This is a genomic window from Rhodococcus sp. MALMAid1271 (genome assembly GCF_049195265.1).
Classification (GTDB): Bacteria; Actinomycetota; Actinomycetes; order Mycobacteriales; family Mycobacteriaceae; genus Rhodococcoides.
In genome coordinates this window covers 16,969-37,786 of the sequence record NZ_JBMIRQ010000043.1, presented here as the reverse complement: position 1 = coordinate 37,786, position 20,818 = coordinate 16,969, and the positions used below count along the sequence as shown (strand labels likewise).

Here is a 20,818-nt window from a genome sequence, read left to right as displayed (position 1 = left end):
GCTCATCCTCGACGAACCCACCGAAGGCATCCAACCCTCCGTCGTCGCCGAAATCGAAAAAACCATCCTCGAACTCACCCGACGCGGCGGCCTCGGAGTACTCCTGGTCGAACAACACATCGGCTTCGCACTCGAATCCGCACAGCACTACTACATCCTCGAAGCCGGCCGCATCACCACCACCGGCACCGGCGGATCACAATCCGAAGCCGACGTCCGCGCAGCCATGGCAATCTGAACTGGCCGAGTTGGGATCGGGATCGTCGAGAGTCGAGTCCGGGGGAGTCGTCGAGTTCGGGGCTTTAGTACCGAAGTCGATCCTGAACTACGCTGTGTGGTAACGGTTTACGTGGGTGCGCGGTGAGTAGAGCGCGGCTGTCGTAGTCACGTGCGCGCCGGATGTCGGTGCGGTTGACCGTGCTGGAACGGGTTTGTCCTTTTACAGTCGCCAACGACATTTCCACCGGCATCGCACCAGCCGCTAGGCCCAACCTCGTTCTCCAGGTGATTCGGGGAGCTGGGCGACATCGCCATTCGATTCGGTGGCCGACCACCGGGGTCCGTAGTACCGACATACGAACCCTCGAGTCTCGCTTGTAGTCACTTCACTGATCGTGCGGCATGTCCGCGGGCTTCAGACACCCTTACTCGGTGACCCCGATTCGGGATTGTTCAGGGCGCACCCGCGCAGAAAGCCCACGGCGAGCAGCGCAGCAGCTGCCCAGACGGCGGCCGCAACGAGCCCGTTGACGTGCATTCCGGTGACGAAGCGGTCAGCATCGTCGGGGGAGGCGGCGAGAGCGCCGAAGACGGCGATGCCCAGTGCGCCCGCTGCCTGGCGGGCGGTGTTGTTCGCGGCACTCGCCACGCCCGAGCGCGCAGGGTCCACGGCTCTTAATGCGGATGAAACGATCGGGGCGGCCAGCATGCCCATGCCGATTCCGATCCCGGCCAAGGACGGCAGCACCGTCAGGTATGGACTGTCCGGTGTGAGGCGAAGCAGGTTGATGCCGCCGAGAATGCCGCAGCCGAACCCGATCGACATGGGGGCGATCGGGCCCCATCGGCTGTTCATTCGACCCGCGATGGGGGACAGGACTGCGACGGGCAGGAACAACGGAAGCATGAACGCAGCAGCCATCAACGGCGAACGGTCCTGTACCCCTTGCAAGTACAGGGTGGAGACGAAGATGGTTCCGATACCGACGAAGTTCATCGCCGCGGCGAGGGCGTTCGCTGTTGCGAAGGCTCGACTACGCAACAGGGCCAGCGGCACCATCGCGTCGTCGCCTGCACGCCGCTCGGCGAGCGCGAACCCGGTCAGCGCCGCAGCAGCCACGACCACCGCAATCATGACACTCACGGTCACCCCGTGCGCTCCGGCTTCGATCACCGCGAACACCGTCGCCGACAGTACGACGGCTGCAGTGAGGACACCGGCGGCGTCGATTGGTCGATCTTCGCGTTCGATCGATTCAGTGACCACTACGGCCGCGGCGATGATTGCGAGCGCTACGACCGGGACGTTGATCCAGAACACCGATCGCCAGCCCATGGCTGTGACCAGGACTCCGCCGACGAAGGGCCCCGCAGGCAGTGCGAGAGCCGAGACACCGGCCCAGATGCCGACCGCGCGTGCCTGCTCGGCGCGATTGGGGAAGGTTCGGGTGAGCACGGCCAGAGTGCCGGGTAGCAGTGCTGCAGCTCCGACTCCTTGCAGGGCGCGGGCCGCGATCAGGACAGGTGCCGAGGAGGCGAGAGCGCACGCCACCGACGCTGCGCCGAAGATTGCGAGGCCATCCAGGACCAACCGTTTGTGCCCATATCTGTCGCCGAGGGTCCCGCCGGCCAGGAGCAGGCCGGCCAGCACGACAGCGTAACCGTCGACGACCCACTGAAGCCCGGACAGGCCCGTGTTCAGGCCTGTGCCGATGTGGGGGAGAGCGACGTTGACGATGGTGACGTCGAGTTGCACCAGGAACATTCCGGCACACATTGTGGCCAACACGATGTGGCGCTGTCGACCGCCGTGGTCGGCCGAGTCGGTGTCGCGTCGAAGGGTGGGGGACCGTCGAGGCATGCCGTGAGTAGTGGACATAGTTCCAAAGCCTGGTGGCGAATTACTTCACCGGACGATGAACTGACATCGGCGCAGACTGTATGTATGAGCACTTCGAGTCCCCGCACCCCGGCCACCAGCCGGTACGGCGACGCAGACGTCGCATCCGTTGCAGCCCTGATCGCCGATCCGGCCCGTGGACGGATCCTGATGGCCTTGGCGGATGGGCGTGCGCTGCCCGCCAGTGTGCTGGCCACGGAGGCCGGTATCAGTGCCCAATCGGCTTCCGGTCACCTCAAGAGGCTCGTCAACGGGAACTTGCTGCGGGTCGCCGCGGCCGGGAGACACCGCTACTACACCCTTGCCGGACCCGAGATCGCCGCCGCACTCGAATCCCTGGCGTTGATCGCCGAACCGTACGAAATCACCAGTCTGCGACAAGGCACCCGCGCCAACGCTCTGCGTCAGGGCCGAACTTGCTACGACCACATCGCCGGAAAGCTCGGTGTCACCATCACCGAGGCGTTGCTCGAATCGAAGGCACTGGTCCGCGCCGACGGCCGAGCTGACGCAGAGCGTGCCGACACCGACCCGTTGTCCGCAGGCACCGGCGACGACTGCCCCTACGAACTGGGCCCGCGAGCACACGATGTTCTCGACGCCATCGGCGTCGACATCGAGACCGCACGGCGGTCTCGGTCCCGGCGCCCGCTGCTGCGCGCATGCGTCGACTGGACTGAGCAACGTCACCACCTAGCAGGGGCCCTCGGGGCCGAGATTTGCCGGACCTTCGTCGACGCCCAGTGGATCACCCGCAAACCCCGTGAACGTGCGATTTCATTGACGCCTCGAGGGCACCGTGCACTGGAAGTGCGGCTCGGAGTAGTGAACCTCTGACCATTCCGCTACAGAACAGGATTCGAGTGATGGGACACCGACAATAGGTCTGTGCAGATTCCGGGGCGGCGATACCTCGCAAGACGGATCGTCCGAACTGAGTCACGCAGGACCTGGAAGGCAATTTCCCAGGGGGAGTTGTCGACCTGCACTATCGCTTCACCCTGGACGGCGCGTTGACCAATCGGTGGTGATCGAGCCACGAGCAAAAATGGTTCAGTACCGGTGACGTACCAGGCGGCTTCGGCACGGCGTACGCCGAGGTAGCGCCGGAGGCCGGGAACCGCGTGGCACTCACTGCCTGGCGTCCAGGAGGACTTGCATCGTGGGCCGATCAGTGGGTGAAATCGTCGACGTTTCCTCAGTTGCCGGGCTTCTGGCAGCGGTCGAACCCGGAGCTTTCCGCTCGAACGCTACGCCGGATTCGCTGACGATCCAGTCGCGGAAGCGATTTCGGAATACTCCGACATGTTGGAACAGGCCCGTGTCGCTTTCGTCCACATCAACGGGGTGCAACCGAGCGGACCACATCGCGATGCCCGTGCGGTGATCGCTGGAACAGAACCTAGGCGATATCCGGTCGGTCGAAACGCTATCTCGCAGCGTGGATTACCCCGCCAGGGAACGCGTTTGATCCATCAGGTGCGGGGGAGCTCGATCGACAAGTCGTGCCGGAACAGGTTGCCGGGATCCCACGCCGCCTTGATCTCCTGCAACTTCGGGTAGTGGTCTCCGTAGTACAACGTGGACCACGGCACCCCCGAGGTGTTCCAGGCGGGATCCTTCAAGTCGGAGTCCGGATAGTTGATGTAAGCGCCGGCGTTGGCGTCGTTCGGTACCGGAACGCCGCCGGTCTCGGCGTAGATCTCGCGATACATGTTTCGGGACCACTCGACATGGGCGGCCTCGTCCGCGGGATTGCGCCAGGCGGCGACGAAAACGGCCTTCATGAACGAATTCCTGGTCGGCATTGCCGTCGCGTCGGCGGATCGGTCGTTGATTGCACCACCGGCAGGGAAGAGCTCGATACCTGAGTCCAGGCTCTGAAAACGCGGGTCCGACAGGTATCTGTACAGGGTGCGCAGCTGCTCGTCGGTGTGTACCCGACGCAAATTCGCACTCTTGTATTTACCCGAGAACGGTGCGCGGCCACGGGGTGCCGACAATTGAGTCGAAACATCCAGAAACGGCCCTTGCGAAGCGGGCACCGCGACCGGTGGTGGCCACACACCCTCACCCAGTGCGGCGACGAACTCGTCGAGCAACGCGCGCGAGTTGGGCAGATCTGCATCGAGCCGTGGCGTGAGTTGGCACAGGTGTGCACTGGCGAAGAACTGCGCGTAGAGGCTCGCGAATCTCGACCCCGGCTCGCTGTTGCGCTCGAAGAATCGCTGAAAATTGCCGACGAACCGCACGAAAGCCTCTTCGCTGACCACAGGCAGTACGACCTGTGTGCTGAGCAGGTTCGCCGGAGGGGTGGGTAGGGCCCGTGTGGGATCCGACCCGTCCGCGTCGTGCGTGCGGAGGAGGTACCGGGTCACGACGCCGAAGTTTCCTCCACCGCCGCCCGTGTGCGCCCACCACAGATCCGAATTCGGACCGTCGCGAGTTGCCAGGACCGACGACGAATGTCCGTCGGCGTCGACGACGACAACTTCCACACCGTAGATGTGGTCGACAACGGACCCGAACGCGCGCGACAGGGGACCGAAACCGCCTCCCGCGGCGTGGCCTCCCATACCAACGCCCAGGCAACTTCCGCCTGGAAGCGACACTCCCCAGCCTCGGTACAGCTGCTCGTACACCGTGCCCAAATCGGCTCCTGCACCCACAGAGAAGGCGTTGTTTTCTGCATCGAACTCGACGGTTGTGAGCCGACCGAGATCGATGATGGCCTGGGTGGAGGCGTTGTCGACGAAGTTCTCGACGCAGTGTCCACCCGATCGGACGGCGATACGCAGACCGCGCGCGACCGCCGTCCCGACCGCGGCCACGGTCTCTTCGGTGTCCACGGGCACGAAGAGAGTCTCGGGCTGCGCGAGGAATCGGGGGTTGTAACCGCGCTGCACCAACCGCACGAATTCCGGGTCCGGAGGGCTCAATTCCGTGAGGGCTGTGGACGCGACAAGCGGGTCGGCGGACGCTCTGAGGGGGCGAAGGTTCGTCAGCGCGCCACCGGCCAAGGCGGCAGCACCGAACAACAGATGGCGTCGCGTCAGTTTGGGCATCGCATGAGTGTACTTCCGACTCGTGCTCAATCGGCGGTTGCGCGTCGACTGCCGAACATCAGGTCGGCTGTCGCATGGCACCTGACGGTCTACACAGCAGGTAGTCGCGTGGGCAGTTGCATCCTGGGGAGGCCAACGCTTCCAGTTGGTGCCCGGTTTCGACTCTCGTCGACCTCGGGGGAACGGCACCTCGTACCGTTCGGATGCTGGGTAGGACATAGCGTCACTTGACGAGTGATGAGCCACCGGCAGTCACCCTCCACCATCGGATCGGTGCCGGGCCCAGATCGCATGCGGACGACGTCGTGCGCAATCGTGAATCGCAACCGAGGTGCATCCGTGAAGCACAATGATTTCGAGAATTATTCGCGTTCCTCCGCTGTTGAGGTTGTGCGACAGCACGTCGGAGGACGAGAGGCCCGGAGAACTGACATCACGGCAGATCCCAGCTGAGTCGGCCGCCGGCGAATCGTGCTCGCGCCCCGAGCAGCCGGGAGTTGCCGTCGTTGAGCGCGGTAGACTGATCCACCAGCAGTGCTGAGACCGAACGAAATTTCGCTCCGGCGGCATCTGCTTCTGTTCGATCGAAACGTGTTACGCATCCAGAGAATTGGCCTTCCCGTGTATCGACGACGAGAGCAACTCCGTCACGCTCGGCGATCGGCACGAATTCGGAAACGAACCGGTACGCGGGAACCGCGGCAACCGGACTCAGGGGACGGTTGTCGTCAGCTAATGCCTCATCCCATGCCTCGACCATCATCGCGCGCACGTTCGCCGATTCGGGGTACGTGAGGACGTCGAGACCAGGCAGCAGAACGCTTCTCGTCTCCGCATCCATGCCGCCTGCAAACTCGAACCAACCCCTGAGTTCTCCCACTGCATCGGGCTCGTCAGTCGTCGGCTGCACAGCCTCGCTGAGCGCCTGACGCAGAACGTCATCCGGCAATTCTCTTACTGCATAGACGATTTGATGCCACGCCACGTTGAACGGGACCGCTTCCGTAGGGCTGATGTTGTAAACAACCGGTTGCATTACTTCGGCTGCTTCCGCGATGGGGTCGGGCTCGTCGGTTACGAGCGGAGCTGCCTGCGAGCCGAAATTGGATAGGTCGATACCGTCGAGATGCCGAAGCTGTTCCCAGCCACTGGGGGTGCTGGAGGGCCACATGGTGACGTGGACTAGCGGCTCGGCTCCCGCCCGACCACGGGCCGCGACTCGAAGCCTAATGGGGCCGGACAACCCGCTGATTTCTCGTGATAGATCCTCGAATCTCATGCCGAAGAGGTCTCGTATCTCCAGCGATCCCGACACATCGATGTCCACTTCCTCGACGGTGTCCCAGCCGTCCAGCTCCGAGGCAGGTGGGGAACCGGCAAGAACGCGTGCACACACCGTCACTCGCCGAACCTCGTCACGGTTGTTGATGTCGAATCCTGCCGAGATAACGTTGGCACCCTCGACCGTCGGGGTGATCAATGCTCCACTTGCCACGGGTCCCGAGGGTGACTCGCGTGCCGTACTCGATATCGCGTCTTTCACTTGCACACGAAGGATCGGCATTCGAGTGGCGAACTCAGAACACTCCACCAGCCGACACTACTGCGCGATCCAATTGCCATGCGCCGAACGGCCGGTAGCCTGGTGCGGTAGAGCAAAGAACCGCTCGACATGCCCCCGTACGGGCCAATGCTCAGAAACAGAATTCGCCGGGGTTGGCGAGGATACTGGCAACGACTCCCGCCCCTACGATCGCCGCGACCACTACGAGCGCAGCCGTCACAAGTGACCGGGTTCGTATCGCCAGCACCAAGAAGGGAATCATCCATACCGAAGCCACGACGCTGACGTACACAATCCCGAACGTGGAAGGCCGCAACTGGCCACCGTCGCAGCTGGTGTCGGACACCAAGAACCTGCCGAACCTCGCATAGATGGAGGCGAAGGCGGTCCACGCGACGAGTGCGAGGCCGACGGCCAAGGTCCTCTTTACCTCCCGCCTGACCATATCGACGCAGTCTATTGTCGGGCCGGGAGTTATGCATGCCCTGTGAATAATCCAGGGTCCACTGGATAACGGCGGTATCAGGATGGGTCGCATTCGTCGATCGCCCCATGCTCGAATACAGTATTTTCTGAATACAGCGTTTGATGTATCGTTTCTCGGGTGGAGACCCTCGTTCATACCGATGCGCTTGCGCGGTTCGGTTATGCGCTTTCTGACGCCACTCGCACTCAGATTCTGTTGATTCTGCGCAAGGTGCCGCAGTATCCGTCCGATCTGGCCGAGTCGATTGGTGTGTCGCGACAGATCGTGTCCAATCATCTTGCGTGCCTGCGGGGTTGCGGTCTGGTGGTCGCAGTTCCAGAGGGACGTCGGAGCCGTTACGAGCTGGCCGACGAGCGTATCGGACATGCTTTGGACGATCTGTTGGGACTGGTTCTGGCAGTCGATCCGTCCTGCTGCGCCGAGCACGGATGTGCGTGCTGATGCCCTCCGAACTCGACCTTCCCAGTGCGCGTCCCATCCTCGACGATGATCGGCGTCGGCTGCTGTCGCGTCGCATTCGATGGTTCGTAGCGGCGACGATCGGCTATAACGTCGTCGAGGCGATCATCGCGCTCGCCGAGGGCTCTCGGGTTTCCTCTGCGGCGTTGATCGGTTTCGGATTGGATTCGGTGATCGAGGTGTCGTCCGCGGCTGCGGTGGCCTGGCAGTTCGCTGGAGTAGATCCCGAGGCTCGCGAGAAAGTCGCGTTGCGGGTCATCGCGTTCTCGTTCTTCGGTCTGGCGCTGTTCGTGAGCGTCGATGCGATCCGATCTTTGTTCGGTGGCGAAGAGACGCAGCATTCGACTGTCGGCATCGTGCTCGCCGGTGTCAGCCTCGCAGTGATGCCGGTGCTGTCGTGGGCGCAGCGCCGCGCCGGCCGCGAGCTGGGATCGTTGTCCGCAGTCGCTGATTCCAAGCAAACTCTGCTGTGCACATATCTGTCGGCGGTGCTGCTGGTGGGGCTGGTACTCAACAGCTCTCTTGGTTGGTCCTGGGCTGATCCGGTTGCGGCACTCGTCATCGCTGTGATCGCCGCTAAGGAAGGCATCAACGCATGGAGGGGTGATCCATGCTGCGCGACTCCGGCGACGACCGGAAGTGTTGCAGTGCAGGCTCATTGCGGGTGCTGCGACGGCGAATGACGCGCGATTTGTTCTAGTGAAGTTGTGGTCGGTTGATCGCGGGGTAGGTCGCCATCGGCACTGCTGCGCGGGCTGCGTGGAGATTCATGATCTGGGTCGAGTAGCCCAGAAGGTCCGCCAGCGAAGCGGGATCGATTTCTTTGGCGAGGTCGTGCAGTGCAGCGTTTCGGACGGCTTGGATGTCTATCCCGAGGCCGCGTATGCGCTGCATGAGTGCTTGTTCGGTGACGTGGTGCCCGGCGCGGGTGCCGGGGAACAGCCATGGGGTGCGGTGGTTCATCGTGTGATGGTTGCCGCGGGCGGCGAGGTGCTGGTGGAAGAGGGGGAGTAGGGGCTCGGGGATCGGCGCGGGGAGGGGTCCGATCCGGATTGTCGTCTGCTCGGGTGTTGCGTCGACATCGCCGACGGCGAGTTCGGAGATCCGGCGGACAGGGATTCCGTAGAGCAGCAGAATCAGTGCGGCGATTCTGGTGGACAGGTGGGTGTGTTGGGCTTCGACGACAGTCTTGATCAGCTCCAGGCGCTGCCGCGATGAGGCGATCGGGGTAGTCCGCGCGGTGCGGTGCGCAATCGTGAACGGGTGCCCGATTCCGGCTCGGGCGCGCCAGCGGATGAAGTTTCGGATGGCGCTGCGGGTTGTTGTTCCTTCGCTGAGATAGGCGTCGAGGTGGGCTTGTCGCAGCTTGGTGATCGTGGTGGCGTGTCCGTCGCGCAGCCAGCGCAGAAACTTTCCGGCTTCGGTGATTTCTTGTTTGGCACATCTGGTGGCGTTGTCCATGTTGCGGGTCGGGTCGGTGGATTCGCGTAGTCGTCGCAGGTGGTGCCATCGCGCGAATTGTTCGATGGGTGTGTGGATGGTCGGGATGGATTGCAATGTCGCGAGCCGCTGGTCGACCCAGGTCTCGAACCGGGCCAATCTGGGGTCACCGCGCCCGGGCATCATGCGGTGGTGGACCAGCATTTCGCGAAGGTGCTCGAGGCTTCGGGAGGGTGGCAGTGCGTCGAATGCTTCGTGGGTCAGGTCCAGTTCTCGGGCGCCGATTCGGTTCAGGAGCTCTTTGGTGATGGGATGGCGCATCCAGGTGATGATGCTTTCCGGGCGGGGGACCGCGGCGAGCTCGGTGACCAGGCGTTTGATCCGCATGTCCGGTGGTGTGTGCGGGGCGAGAATCCGTTCGAGGTCTCCGGTGACCACGCAGCGTGCGCACTGGCCACCACGCAGGCGTTCGCCTTCACGCCCGCACTTGTCGCATTCGAGGTTGGTAGTGATGCCGGCGCAATCGCGGCAGATGTCCTGTTCGGTGCTCGACCGTCCGGGCAGCAGGCGTTCGGCGCCACAGAATGCGCACTGGCCGTAGGTGCGGGCAGCGGTGGTGAAGCACGGGCCGCAGATCTGGCCCTCGGGCCAGTTCACCCGAATTCTGGGGACCATGTGGTGGCATCGGCTGCACTCGTGGTCGCCGACGCTGCGGGGTCGTCCGCGGCTGGCTCGTTCAGTCATCGGAGACGATCCGGGCCTTCACCGGCCGGTAAGCGTTCAGTAGCGGTACGTCGCTGGGTGAGTTTACGACCTTGGTGCGGGTGTGGCGTGCGTCTGTAGCGGTGTAGGTGATGAGGTCGCCGGCTTCGATGCCGAAGATGTCACAGAGTGCGACGAGGACTTCGAAGGAGATTCGTTCGGGTTGTTGTCCGACGATGCGGTAAATCTGGGATTCGGAGAGCGTGATGCCTCTCTCACGCAGTGGGCCGACCAGATCGCGGCTGTTCTTCATGCCGGCTCTGGCCATGAATTCCCTTACTCTCCAATGGTATTGGATTTGCCGTTTCATCATGCGTCCTTTCCGGTAGATCCGCTAATGTGCGCGTTGCTGCGAGCCAGGGTCGCGGTGAGGACGCGTTGGAGTTCGCGGGCGCGGTAGTCCGGTGCCGCTACGGTGTAGATGGATGTGGTCGCGGCGTGCTCGTGTCCTAATTGGAGCTGCACGAAGCTGACGTCGTATCCGTACTCGACTTGCAGGTTGGTGGCATAGGAGCGGCGAAACGAATGCAGGTCCAACCCAGCCGGGAAGCCCAGTTCGTCGACGAGGTTGCGCATGCGCTGCCACAGATTGCGCTCGGGTACCAGACCTCCCTTCTCGGTGGGGAACAGGTCATCGACGGGCCGGCCGTAGCGGGGAAGTCCGCGCACCGTCCAATCCATAAGTGCCTCAGCGGCCCAATCGAACACGGTCATTACGGTCCGCTGTTTGGCCGGCGATCCACGCATGGCCTTGCCATGGCGCACTCTCACCAGGCCCCATTCTCCGAAGAACGGAGCCTTGGCATTTCGCGAGAAGTCGACCAGTTGCAGGTGCCGGACCTCGTTTCGACGTAGTCCCCACCCATAGAGAGTCTTGAAGGCGACTGCATCCCGCCACGCCGCCAACGCTCCTTTGCGTCCGGCGTGCAGAATCCGCTCGGGCTCGAGGTCGGCCAGGTCGAAGAACTGCTGCAACTCGATGGGAGTGAAGGGGCGTTTGGTCGGTCGTGCATCGTTGGCCTGGACGTGACGTGCCTTGTTGAATTCGGTAATCACCTGGGAGAACACCGTTCCGAACAGCTTCCCGCAGTGCTCGTTCCAGTCGTAAGCCGGGTCGGTGGCGTAATCGAGGAACAGCTTCACATCGGTCTGGTAGGCCCGCACTGTGGTGTGGGCACGGTTGAGAACGCCACGTAGATGGCCGAAGAAGTCATCGGCGTCAGCCGGTGTCCACTGCCATGGGTAAGACCCCACGAAGTCGGCCATCCGCAACACGGACGCCACTCGGCGACGCACCGTACCGGTGGAGAAATTCTGCGCCAGCTGGGCGCGTCGCCATCCGGTGAGAACATCATCGAGAAACGCATCGGGATCTGAGCCCGTCACACTCGCCGGCAGGTATGCCAACCGACCCATCGGTGCGTCCACTCCAGCCTCCTCGTTGACTGCAAATTCTGCATTCCTACTGCGGATCTTGCAAGGCTTTGGGGGAAAAATCCAGGTCAGAGATACTCCGTCGGAACAAGAAAGCACCGGGCATCGCCGGGTGCATCGTGACAGTCAGGCAGCGCGATGAACTCAATATCCCTCGACAGCAATCGGTTTCACGCTTCGGCGATCGATATCAGGACAGGACGTATTCGCATAGGATGCTGATAACCAACTTACCAATTGACATAATGTTGATTATCGGCAAACTTTACGGCTTGCGGATTCTCGGACATCCGGCAGCTTCTCGCGGCGACGCCGTTCGGCCACGGCGCATTGTCGTTCAGCTTTCGACTCGGCGTGACGCAGTTCGGCGGTGCGACGTGATGCGGTTTCGGGTGGTGATCTGATGCGTGCGGCGGATGCGCCGTCCAGTACGCGAGAAATCCGTCATGACCAACACCGGCCTTACTTGATGGAATCGGCATACTTCACCCCTTTCCGTGCGCCCTCTCTTGCCTGCCAACTCATCGCTGTTTTGTCACTGTGACGTAATACCCGGGAGTGTATTGTCTCGAAATTCATCGTTGTATCGGTCGAATGCGCTGGCTCCCGCACACGTACTCTGGCTAGCCTTCGTGGATGGACGTCATTTCTGCAGCACCCCGTCGTCGGATCTCGAACCACCGAGCCGCAGCTGTACTGATTGCCCTCTGTGCAGCGTTCTACCTCGTCGGATGCTCCGATGCGTCGACCAGCGACGATGCTGCTTTCGAGGGTCTGACGCCGGGCCAGCGTGTATACGACCGAACGGACAACTCGCTGAATTCGTTGCAGGCAGCGGACATCGAACGTCTGTTGGACAACTTGAAATCCGAAACCGGCGCTGACGTGATCGCCTACGTGCGCGAACTCGACGCGGATTCCGATGACACGCTGGACCAAGTCGAGGAGCTGCAACAGAGGTGGGTATCCGCCACAGGCGTCGACCAGGACATTGCGGGCGCGATCCTGATCAACCGGGAGCCGGGAAAGTTGGACGAAGCTCGTGCGGGCATCTTCCTCGGCACCACCTACGACGACGGCAACGTCCCTCGTGATGAACAAGAGGCCATCGTCGAGCAGGCGTTGATTCCGCCGCTGCGAGACGGTGACGTCGCGGGCAGTCTGACTGCAGGGATAGACCGCTTGGGGTCCGATATCCGCAATGGTCGGCCCGTCACCGCACTCGACCGGTTCGCTGAAGGCTCCGGCTCGACCTGGCTGCCGTGGGCCGGATCGGGGATCGCCCTTCTCGGGCTCCTCGTGGTGGCATCGGTGTTTCGAGGACGAGCGAAACCCACTGTCTCCCAACAATCGCCGACCACGGTCCGGCCGGACCAGGCAACCGATGCAGCGTACGCCACTGCCCTGGTGCACCGCAGCGCGCAGCCTAGCGGCGTACCAGGGACGGTACTGGCGCTGGCCGCCGCCGAGGCACTCACGTTCGAGCAGGACAAGAAGCCAGGAAGGTTCGACAAGGGCACAGTCAGCATCAGGCTTCTCGATCGGACCCGCGCCCGCGGCGAGGTGCAACAGACGGTCTGGTCGATGCTCGCCGCACGTGCCGTGGGTGATGTCGTACCCGGCGAGGAGTTGAAGAAGATCTCGCGGGGCCCCGGCGCGACGAAAGAACTCGTGGAGGCCCGACTGCGGTCGAGCGGATTCGTCGCCGACGGCACTGCCCAGCGGCGGGCAGTGCTTGCAGGTCTGGGTGTGCTCGGCGGCGCCGCCGCCATCGGCGGAATCGCGGTCGCCACCTCAGGTGCCCCGACTCTGTGGTTCGCGGTGGTCCTGTCAGCAGTTCTCTTCGTTGCTGGATTGTCGACAGCGATCGCGTACTCACGGTTCTCGGTCGCAGGCTTGGACGCCGCTCGGCCCTGGGAGGCGTACCGCGACGGTGTGAAGCAGGCGGCCAAGGACGCAGACGAGTCGGTGGACCTCAATGCCGCCCTGCCGGACATCATCGCCCTCGGCTTGGCCCCGTCTTTCCGGAAACAACTCGACGCCGCAACCGATCCGGCGAGTGACTCGCCGCTGGAAGTGTTCACCTCACCCGCGGGTGCCAACTACGCCGCAGGCGGCCCGGTAGTACTCCCCTGGGCTGCGTTCTCCGGTGTGTTCGTCTCCAGCAGTAGTGGATCTGTTGCGTCAGGTGGCGGTGCCGGAGGAGGAGGCGGCGCGGCAGGCAGCACCTGAACCTACGTGGACGGCCGCTCGGACTGGGCGGCAGCCCATCGATCGAATCTGTGATTGAGTCGACAGGTGACCTCTACGCGCGCCATCGGATTCGACTCGGTCAAGGTGTTCGGTGAACTGATTTCGCTGAACGAGATCGTGGTTTCCATCGGCGTCCTGATCGCTACGGTGCTCCTTGCTCTGCTGTCGCGTCGGGGCCTGCTCAAATATGCCGAACGTGAGAGCAACGCGCACCGAAGCACCTGGTACACCGTGTCGAGGATCCTTGCTTACACGATCGTCGGGATCGGCCTCCTGCTTTCGGTCTCGGCGCTCGGCGTGCCCCTGAGCCGGTTCGCCTGGCTGGCCGGCGCTCTGGGTGTCGGGCTCGGTTTCGGATTGCAGACGATCTTCAGCAACTTCATTTCCGGACTCATCCTGCTGTTCGACAGAACGATCGAGGTCGGTGACTTCGTCGAACTCGAATCGGGCGTCACCGGAGAAGTACGGGACATCAGAATCCGGGCAACCCGAATCGTCACGAACGACAACATCGACATCATCGTGCCCAACTCCGAATTCGTCACCGGCCAGGTGGTGAACTGGACGCACCGTGACGTCTCACGACGCCTGCGGGTGGCGTTCGGCGTTGCCTACGGCACCGACAAGAACATCGTGAAGCTCGCCGCGCTGGAAGCGGCGGCCGAGCTGCCGTTCACACTGACACTCGACGGCCCACATCGGCCGCAGGTCTGGTTGACCGAGTTCGGGGAAAGCTCGCTCAACTACGAATTGGTGGTGTGGCTGAACGGGGAAGCCACGGTGCGCCCAGCCGCCGTCACCGCTGCATACAACTGGGCCCTGCACTCCGCGCTACAACGGCACGAGATCGAGATACCGTTTCCACAGCAAGATGTGCATGTCCGCAGCCTTTTCGGTATGACCGGACAGGACGCTCGAGACGCGCTCGGTCTCGAGGATGGAGGTATCGCAGACGACTCCGAAACGAACGCGCCGGAGTCCGACGCCGACAACGACGCCGTCGACGACGTCAAGGGTGCCGGCCGCGACATGCCCGGAGCGGCCGAGGATCTTGCGGAATAACCGAATCCTTCGGTGACCGAAGAACTCCGTAGTCTGCACACGTGCAGCTGCCTCCCGGCTCATGGCTCGATCTCGGGTCGGCGGGGCTCGTGGGCCTCGGGTTCCAGTGTCCCACCGGCGTGCCCCGAGGCCGTGTTCCCCACCTGGTCTGCCAGCTCCAATCCGGCGCCCGCGTAGACATTGAATGCGATGTCCACTCCGTGTTCCTTGGACCACTGAACCTCGTCGTCGTAGCGAGCTACGGCCGCCACGGTGCCGCTGAAACCGGATTCTCGAAGGCACGCGAGCGCCGTGACGTTGGCACCGTGGCGCGGCATCGCGAGGACGGCGATGCGCACAGATTCGGAGTGGCGGAGCCGATGCCAGAAATCCAGGTCCGTGGCATCGCCTTCGATGACGCGGTAACCACGGTCGGCGAGCCGCTCGATCCGCGGGCCGTCGTAGTCCACGCCGACAACGCGGAGCCGATAGTGATCGGTGAGGCGCTCGTAGGCCGCGAAGCCCACCCGGCCCATGCCGATCACCACCACCTCGGCATCACTTGCATCACCCGGGCGTTCCTCCGGGTGCAGCTCGGTTTCGTCCTGCGCGGGCAGCCGCGCCGCGATCTTCTCCACCATCAGATGGCCGCGACCGTTGACCAACGCCGACACCACGAAGCTCAGCGCGACGGCAATCGACATCTCCACCAACCAGGCCGGCGCGAGCAGGTCGGAGGCCACCCCGACCGAGACGACGATCAAACCGAACTCGGAATAGTTCATCAGACTCAGCCCGGCCAGGACGGACGTGCGATATCGCAGTTTCATCATCGTGAACAGGCCGAGGTACAAAGCGCTCTTGATCGGCAACAGCAACACCATCAGCAGGGCGATGCCGATACTGGGCAGATCCGGCAGACCGGAGAGGCCGATGGAGACGAAGAACCCCACCAGCAGCAATTCTTTGATGTGGAAGAGCGACCTGGACAACTCGGACGAGGCCGGGTGAGACGCCAAGAGAATGCCGATGACCAATGCTCCGAGATCGCCCTTGAGCCCGAGTGAGGAGAACAGCACGTATCCGGGCACCAACGCCATGACGATGCCGAACAGGGACTGCATCTCCCCGTGGCCCAGTCCGCTCCAGATTCTGCGAAGGACTCGGGTGAGCGGCCAGAGCAACACCAATCCCAGCGCCCAGATCGACGGCAGCTTGCCGCTGGTGACGGTGAGAAACACGACGGCAATGATGTCCTGCATCACCAGAACGCCGATTGCCACGCGCCCGTACAGAGCGTGCGACTCCCCCCGTTCCTCCAACACCTTGACCACGAAGACGGTGCTCGAGAACGACATCGCGAAGGCAAGCAAAGCGATTGTCGTCGCAGACTGGCCCGACAGCATCGACATTCCCGCGACCGCGGCCAACCACAGCACACCCGTCCCCACTGCCACGCTGACCACCATGTGTGCCGAGGTGGTCAACCACACCTCACGTCGCAGAAGGATTCGCACATCGAGCTTTAGGCCGATCGCGAAGAGCAGCAATGTGACGCCCAGGTCCGCCATCAGCTCGAGCTGGGGCACCTCACCGACGTCGAGGGCATTGATGACGAAGCCGGCAGCCAGAAATCCGACCAGTGGGGGCAGTCGAACGACCATGGCGAGTCCGCCCAGTCCGAAGGCAATGACGAGGTAGATCGCGGCAACTGTCATGCATGGGCCCTTTGCTGGTGAGTCGACAGCGGATCTCCAACGCATCGACCACGTCGGCACATGGTCGGAGTGAACCAAGGTATCCCGGCATTCCGAATATTTCTCAGCGGAGGGCGTGCCCACAGGCCCACCGCTCGGGTCAGCGGAGCCGTTCCGCGTCGCGCGCCTTGTCCAACAGCTCGACACACAAGCGATGCAGTTCCGCGGTGTCGGCACCTTCCGTCACCGCCGTGCTGACGTCCTCGGCGGCGCACCGGACCTCGAACGCTCGGTCTGCCGCCGCCGACGCTTCCTCGGCGGTCAGGACGATCGCGTCCTCGGGAACCGATGTTCCTTTCATCGCGCTGCGCTGTTCGTACGCGCGCTGACGACACGATTGCCGACAGTAACGCCGCTTGCGTCCGGTCCCCGTGTCGGCGACAGGTCTGCCGCACCATGTGCAGGTCTGGTCGCGGCGGGTTCTGACGGACATGGTCGTTCAGCCTACTGGTGCCTGGGAGGTAAGATGCCTTCATCAGCTACACAGATGGCACCGCGTCGGGTCGCAATGTCGGCCCGGGAACGAACCGGCGTGTGGCGACGTTGTAGATCAGTGGGTAGACGGTGTAGCTCGGTGTCGACGGATGGCATCGACGTGCGTACCTACTATCGATGGAGAGGACTTCACCATGGCAGATCGTGTACTTCGAGGTAGCCGACTGGGAGCAGTGAGCTACGAGACCGATCGTGATCACGACCTGGCACCTCGTCGCGTTGCTCGCTATCGCTGCGACAACGGCGAGGAGTTCGACGTTCCGTTCGCGGACGACGCCGAGATCCCGGGAACGTGGGCCTGCCGTAACGGCCTCGAGGGCTCGCTGATCGAGGGCACGGCACCGGAAGCCAAGAAGGTCAAGCCTCCGCGCACGCACTGGGACATGTTGCTCGAACGGCGTTCGGTCGACGAGCTCGAAGAACTCCTCAAAGAACGCTTGGACTTGCTGAAGGTCAAGCGCCGCGGCGCCTGACATGCCGCCACTGCACCGTCGAATTGGAAACAGTCCGGCGGTGCAGTTTTTTATTGCAATTCGAACTCTGCGTATGTTCCAGTCGGCGTCGGTGTGTTTATCGTCGCGGTTTCCTCGGTTCCAATACGGTTGAGTAGCGTCAAAACCGTACGAGGTGTCATCATCGAGTATCCGTCGTCACTCAGGTGGACAAGAGGACACTATCGCCGTAACAATTCTCGGCGAATTCCGATGAAACTCACCACTGGAGTCGAAAAATCAGGGGGCAGTATCACGTGAGCCAGCATTCTCATCAGCTCTCCGACGGCACCCTCCGTACGGCTGTCTCCGAGGCTGTCTCCGAGGCGGAATCCGAAGATCGGCGAGCAGTCGGCGAGCAGAAGCTTACCGAGTTACGGACCGAGTTGGACGGGATTGACGAGGTGCTACGCACTGCAATCCGCGATCGGATAGATGTATGTGTACGGGTTGCACACATAAAACGCGAATACGATATTCCGATGATGCAGCCGGGCCGCGTCGGCTTGGTTACCGCGCGTGCCCGAGAATTCGCGTCGGCAAACGGCCTGTCCCCCGACTTTCTCGAAGCGCTTTACCGATCGCTGATCGCGGAGGCCTGTCGTGTCGAGGACTTGATCATCGATTCTCCGACGGCTCGACCTGGCCTCGAAAGTGAACGGTAGAGGCAACTCGATGACGATCAACACGCTCTTGGTGGACAATTACGATTCCTTCACCTACAACCTTTTCAGCCTGCTGGCCGAAGTGAACGGCCGACCGCCGACGGTGGTCAAGAACGACGTCGCGTGGAGTTCGCTGGATTTCGACGAATACGACAATGTCGTCATCTCCCCCGGTCCCGGACGCCCCGACCTGGAGCAGGACTTCGGCATCAGCAGTCGAGTGATCATGGAGTCCGCGCTGCCGATTCTCGGCGTGTGTCTGGGGCATCAAGGCTTGTGCCATCTGTTCGGTGGAAGCGTCGACCTCGCGCCGACGCCGATGCACGGCAGGATCACCGACATCTCGCACACCGGCGTCGATCTGTTCGATGGGATTCCTTCGCCGTACTCGGTGGTGCGGTACCACTCACTGGTCGTCACACAGACGCCCGCCGACTTCGAAGAAATCGCGTGGACACCCGACGGCCTGGTTATGGCAGTTCGGCACCGCAGCAAGCCGATGTGGGGAGTGCAGTTCCATCCTGAATCCATCAGCACCGAATACGGACGCGAACTTCTCACCAACTTTCGCGACCTGACACTCGCTCAGTCGAGCGCGTCCAGCGCCGCAGGCACGCAGGACTCGATGTTCACCATCGAAACGCGCACTCTCGATGAGGCATTCGATTCCGAGCAGGTCTTCGAGACGCTCTTCGCCGACGGAACAAAGAGTTTTTGGCTGGACGGCAGCGCCGCACTCGAGCCGGAATGCAGGTTCACCGTCATGGGCGACTGCTCCGGCCCGCACGCCGAATACGTGACCTACTCTGTCGCGGAGACCACGGTGACCGTACAGGGCGCCGACGGTGCAACACAGCACATCCACTCCACATTCTTCGACTACATCGACGCCCAGCTGCGGGAGCGGGCCACTCCCCCGCGGCACGATCTACCGTTCGCCTTCGGCCTCGGCTACGTCGGGTATCTGGGCTACGAGCTCAAGGCGGACACCGGCGGACAACTGGTGCACACCGCTGCCACTCCTGATGCCTCCATGGTGTTCGCCGACCGGGCGCTCGTCTTCGACCATCAGGCAGGCACCCTGTACCTGATGGGGCTGGCGACCACCCCGGGCGATCCGGTGTTGGCGCAGTGGTTCGACTCCGTCACCGATACCCTGCGGGCACTGTCCGCGCAGTCCCCGCCAGCAACCCGGTCCGCTGCAGATGGGTCCGGTGCTCCCCTGCTCGGCGCCGATCGATCACTCGAACCTCGACTACGACACGACCGCGCCCACTACCTCGATCTGATCTCGCAGTGCCTTGCCGAAATTCGCTCCGGTGAAACCTACGAGGTCTGCTTGACCAACACCGCGACGGTGTCCGGTTCGATCGATGCTGCGGCCACGTACTCGTACATGCGCGAGATCAATCCCACTCCGTACAGTGCTCTGCTCAACTTTCCCGAAGTTTCCGTGCTGAGCGCGTCTCCTGAACGTTTCTTGCGCATCGACGCCGACCGCATAGTCGAATCCAAGCCGATCAAGGGAACGCGTCCGCGAGGTGCCACTGCAGAAGAGGACAACGCGCTCAAGGCCGATCTCGTCGCCAACGAGAAGGACAAGGCCGAGAATTTGATGATCGTGGACTTGGTCCGCAACGACCTGGCCCAGGTGTGCATCCCGGGTTCGGTGCACGTGCCCAAGTTGTTCGATGTCGAGACCTACGCGCCCGTGCATCAGTTGGTGTCGACGGTGCGCGGACGCCTACGCGACGACGCGTCGGCGGCGGACTGCATTCGCGCCGCATTCCCGGGCGGGTCCATGACCGGCGCTCCGAAGATTCGGACCATGGCGATCATCGACAAGCTCGAAGACGGTCCACGCGGGGTCTACTCGGGTGCTATCGGCTACTTCTCGATCACGGGCACTGCGGACTTCTCGATCGTCATCCGCACGATTGTGGCGACCGCACACGAAGTGACGTATGGGGTCGGCGGCGCGATCGTCGCACTCTCGGACCCGGGCGAGGAATTCGAAGAGACGATGGTCAAGGCGGTCTCCATGCGCCGGGCGCTCAACGGACGAACGAGAAACAGCGGATAGAGCGAACGAGAACGGCGGGTAGGGCACGTGCCCTACCCGCCGTTCTCGTACGCCCGTTCGACGCCGATGTGCTGTTATGCAGTGGTGAAGTACTCGAAGACCGCAGGCTGAGCTTCCGGGTTTCCGTTCGCGGTGCCGATGACAGCGCCGGCGACGGTACCGATCACAGTTCCGATGATGCAGCCGGAAATGAAGTTCGGGAAGATCGACACGCAGCCGATGGCGAACCCGAGGCCGGCTCCGATCGCCGTGCCGACTCCGCCGCCGTTGTTCCAGCCGATGGCCAGCTGGTTGACCATGTTGTCGAATGCCTGCTGCTTCGTGCGCGGGCCTGCAACGTCAGCCACGGGAACCGTCTGCGGCGTCAGCGTCAGTTCGCGACCCTCGGCCCCGATCAGGGGAGCAATCGAGTAGACGGTGCCGTTGATGGAGTATTCGAGTGGGACCGAGGCAATGGTGGTGCCGGCCTGATCGATGACAGACACCGTCTCGCTGGTGGCATCGACGCGGAACAGTCCGGCGTCGAGGAGGGTGGTGACGGTTCCATCCGGGTTGACCGCCGTCTGGTAGTTGACCGAATCCGCTGACGGATCTGCTACTGCGTGGCCCGCTCCGGTGGCTACCGCAGCGGTCAACGCCACCGCGACCGTTGCTGTTCTGATCAGTTTCACTTCTGTCCCCTGGTAGTAGTAATTCGCATTCG

18 protein-coding genes and 1 pseudogene are annotated in these 20,818 nt (G+C 62.8%); 9 read left to right on the top strand and 10 right to left on the bottom strand.

What is annotated here, in order from left to right; genetic code table 11:
- Window positions 1-238: pseudogene (locus ACOQFP_RS03060) on the top strand (ABC transporter ATP-binding protein); the annotation flags it as partial.
- Window positions 239-634: 396 nt separating this feature from the next.
- Here ACOQFP_RS03060 and ACOQFP_RS03055 read toward each other — a convergent pair.
- Entirely contained in the window at window positions 635-2,098 is a 1,464-nt protein-coding gene (locus ACOQFP_RS03055; protein ID WP_421583409.1) for an MFS transporter, read from the bottom strand.
- A 66-nt stretch (window positions 2,099-2,164) separates the two neighbouring features.
- Here ACOQFP_RS03055 and ACOQFP_RS03050 point away from each other — a divergent pair, with 66 nt between their 5' ends.
- Window positions 2,165-2,956, top strand: a complete 792-nt coding sequence (locus ACOQFP_RS03050) for an ArsR/SmtB family transcription factor (RefSeq protein ID WP_206492639.1) — start codon at window positions 2,165-2,167, stop codon at window positions 2,954-2,956.
- Between the two features lie 638 nt (window positions 2,957-3,594).
- On the opposite strand, the gene ACOQFP_RS03045 is transcribed toward ACOQFP_RS03050, so the two are convergent.
- The 3 genes from ACOQFP_RS03045 to ACOQFP_RS03035 all read right to left on the bottom strand — a co-directional run bounded on the left by ACOQFP_RS03045 (window position 3,595) and on the right by ACOQFP_RS03035 (window position 7,193).
- Window positions 3,595-5,184 carry an FAD-binding oxidoreductase gene (locus ACOQFP_RS03045; protein ID WP_421583408.1) on the bottom strand — a complete coding sequence of 530 codons (1,590 nt, stop codon included), beginning with the start codon at window positions 5,182-5,184 and terminating at the stop codon, window positions 3,595-3,597.
- 433 nt (window positions 5,185-5,617) lie between these two features.
- Window positions 5,618-6,679: a hypothetical protein gene (locus ACOQFP_RS03040; protein WP_421583407.1), complete on the bottom strand. Its 1,062-nt coding sequence runs from the start codon at window positions 6,677-6,679 to the stop codon at window positions 5,618-5,620.
- Between the two features lie 199 nt (window positions 6,680-6,878).
- Entirely contained in the window at window positions 6,879-7,193 is a 315-nt protein-coding gene (locus ACOQFP_RS03035; protein ID WP_421583406.1) for a hypothetical protein, read from the bottom strand.
- Window positions 7,194-7,352: 159 nt separating this feature from the next.
- Between ACOQFP_RS03035 and ACOQFP_RS03030 the strand changes: the two genes are divergently transcribed.
- Window positions 7,353-7,676 carry an ArsR/SmtB family transcription factor gene (locus ACOQFP_RS03030; RefSeq protein WP_421583405.1) on the top strand — a complete coding sequence of 108 codons (324 nt, stop codon included), beginning with the start codon at window positions 7,353-7,355 and terminating at the stop codon, window positions 7,674-7,676.
- The gene (locus ACOQFP_RS03025; protein ID WP_421583404.1) at window positions 7,676-8,377 is read left to right on the top strand and encodes a cation transporter; all 702 of its coding nucleotides are present in this window, start codon (window positions 7,676-7,678) and stop codon (window positions 8,375-8,377) included. Before ACOQFP_RS03030 ends, ACOQFP_RS03025 begins: the two co-directional genes overlap by 1 nt.
- Before the next feature lie 13 nt (window positions 8,378-8,390).
- Here the strand turns inward: ACOQFP_RS03025 and ACOQFP_RS03020 are convergent, their stop codons facing one another.
- The 3 genes from ACOQFP_RS03020 to ACOQFP_RS03010 are packed head-to-tail and all read right to left on the bottom strand — an operon-like array spanning window position 8,391 to window position 11,324.
- Window positions 8,391-9,878 carry a recombinase XerD gene (locus ACOQFP_RS03020; protein ID WP_421583403.1) on the bottom strand — a complete coding sequence of 496 codons (1,488 nt, stop codon included), beginning with the start codon at window positions 9,876-9,878 and terminating at the stop codon, window positions 8,391-8,393.
- Window positions 9,871-10,164, bottom strand: coding sequence for a helix-turn-helix domain-containing protein (locus ACOQFP_RS03015; protein ID WP_421583402.1), 294 nt, complete (start codon window positions 10,162-10,164; stop codon window positions 9,871-9,873). Before ACOQFP_RS03015 ends, ACOQFP_RS03020 begins: the two co-directional genes overlap by 8 nt.
- 41 nt (window positions 10,165-10,205) lie before the next feature.
- Window positions 10,206-11,324 carry a tyrosine-type recombinase/integrase gene (locus ACOQFP_RS03010; protein ID WP_421583401.1) on the bottom strand — a complete coding sequence of 373 codons (1,119 nt, stop codon included), beginning with the start codon at window positions 11,322-11,324 and terminating at the stop codon, window positions 10,206-10,208.
- Window positions 11,325-11,966: 642 nt separating this feature from the next.
- Between ACOQFP_RS03010 and ACOQFP_RS03005 the strand changes: the two genes are divergently transcribed.
- On the top strand, window positions 11,967-13,562 hold the full coding sequence (locus ACOQFP_RS03005; RefSeq protein ID WP_421583400.1) for a TPM domain-containing protein: 1,596 nt from the start codon (window positions 11,967-11,969) through the stop codon (window positions 13,560-13,562).
- Between the two features lie 66 nt (window positions 13,563-13,628).
- Window positions 13,629-14,645: a mechanosensitive ion channel family protein gene (locus ACOQFP_RS03000; protein WP_421583399.1), complete on the top strand. Its 1,017-nt coding sequence runs from the start codon at window positions 13,629-13,631 to the stop codon at window positions 14,643-14,645.
- A 59-nt stretch (window positions 14,646-14,704) separates the two neighbouring features.
- On the opposite strand, the gene ACOQFP_RS02995 is transcribed toward ACOQFP_RS03000, so the two are convergent.
- Together ACOQFP_RS02995 and ACOQFP_RS02990 are read right to left on the bottom strand one after the other, a co-directional pair.
- On the bottom strand, window positions 14,705-16,342 hold the full coding sequence (locus ACOQFP_RS02995) for a cation:proton antiporter family protein (RefSeq protein WP_341243851.1): 1,638 nt from the start codon (window positions 16,340-16,342) through the stop codon (window positions 14,705-14,707).
- A gap of 139 nt (window positions 16,343-16,481) precedes the next feature.
- Window positions 16,482-16,814, bottom strand: coding sequence for a hypothetical protein (locus ACOQFP_RS02990; RefSeq protein WP_206488628.1), 333 nt, complete (start codon window positions 16,812-16,814; stop codon window positions 16,482-16,484).
- A 196-nt stretch (window positions 16,815-17,010) separates the two neighbouring features.
- Here ACOQFP_RS02990 and ACOQFP_RS02985 point away from each other — a divergent pair, with 196 nt between their 5' ends.
- The 3 genes from ACOQFP_RS02985 to pabB all read left to right on the top strand — a co-directional run bounded on the left by ACOQFP_RS02985 (window position 17,011) and on the right by pabB (window position 20,115).
- Window positions 17,011-17,349, top strand: coding sequence for an RNA polymerase-binding protein RbpA (locus ACOQFP_RS02985; RefSeq protein WP_027497120.1), 339 nt, complete (start codon window positions 17,011-17,013; stop codon window positions 17,347-17,349).
- Between the two features lie 275 nt (window positions 17,350-17,624).
- Window positions 17,625-18,032: a chorismate mutase family protein gene (locus tag ACOQFP_RS02980; protein WP_421583398.1), complete on the top strand. Its 408-nt coding sequence runs from the start codon at window positions 17,625-17,627 to the stop codon at window positions 18,030-18,032.
- A gap of 10 nt (window positions 18,033-18,042) precedes the next feature.
- The gene (gene pabB, locus ACOQFP_RS02975; protein ID WP_421583397.1) at window positions 18,043-20,115 is read left to right on the top strand and encodes an aminodeoxychorismate synthase component I; all 2,073 of its coding nucleotides are present in this window, start codon (window positions 18,043-18,045) and stop codon (window positions 20,113-20,115) included.
- Window positions 20,116-20,189: 74 nt separating this feature from the next.
- Here pabB and ACOQFP_RS02970 read toward each other — a convergent pair whose 3' ends face one another.
- A complete protein-coding gene (locus ACOQFP_RS02970; protein WP_206488625.1) occupies window positions 20,190-20,786 on the bottom strand; it encodes a hypothetical protein in 597 nt (198 codons plus the stop codon).
- Between the last annotated feature and the right edge of the window lie 32 nt (window positions 20,787-20,818).

Bases quoted from the DNA above. Each gene is read 5' to 3' on its own strand.
- ACOQFP_RS03055 (WP_421583409.1), bottom strand. From the start codon at position 2,098: ATGTCCACTACTCACGGCATGCCTCGACGGTCCCCCACCCTTCGACGC.
- ACOQFP_RS03050 (WP_206492639.1), top strand. From the start codon at position 2,165: ATGAGCACTTCGAGTCCCCGCACCCCGGCCACCAGCCGGTACGGCGAC.
- ACOQFP_RS03045 (WP_421583408.1), bottom strand. From the start codon at position 5,184: ATGCCCAAACTGACGCGACGCCATCTGTTGTTCGGTGCTGCCGCCTTG.
- ACOQFP_RS03035 (WP_421583406.1), bottom strand. From the start codon at position 7,193: ATGGTCAGGCGGGAGGTAAAGAGGACCTTGGCCGTCGGCCTCGCACTC.
- ACOQFP_RS03025 (WP_421583404.1), top strand. From the start codon at position 7,676: ATGCCCTCCGAACTCGACCTTCCCAGTGCGCGTCCCATCCTCGACGAT.
- ACOQFP_RS03020 (WP_421583403.1), bottom strand. From the start codon at position 9,878: ATGACTGAACGAGCCAGCCGCGGACGACCCCGCAGCGTCGGCGACCAC.
- ACOQFP_RS03015 (WP_421583402.1), bottom strand. From the start codon at position 10,164: ATGGCCAGAGCCGGCATGAAGAACAGCCGCGATCTGGTCGGCCCACTG.
- ACOQFP_RS03005 (WP_421583400.1), top strand. From the start codon at position 11,967: ATGGACGTCATTTCTGCAGCACCCCGTCGTCGGATCTCGAACCACCGA.
- ACOQFP_RS02995 (WP_341243851.1), bottom strand. From the start codon at position 16,342: ATGACAGTTGCCGCGATCTACCTCGTCATTGCCTTCGGACTGGGCGGA.
- ACOQFP_RS02990 (WP_206488628.1), bottom strand. From the start codon at position 16,814: ATGTCCGTCAGAACCCGCCGCGACCAGACCTGCACATGGTGCGGCAGA.
- ACOQFP_RS02985 (WP_027497120.1), top strand. From the start codon at position 17,011: ATGGCAGATCGTGTACTTCGAGGTAGCCGACTGGGAGCAGTGAGCTAC.
- pabB (WP_421583397.1), top strand. From the start codon at position 18,043: ATGACGATCAACACGCTCTTGGTGGACAATTACGATTCCTTCACCTAC.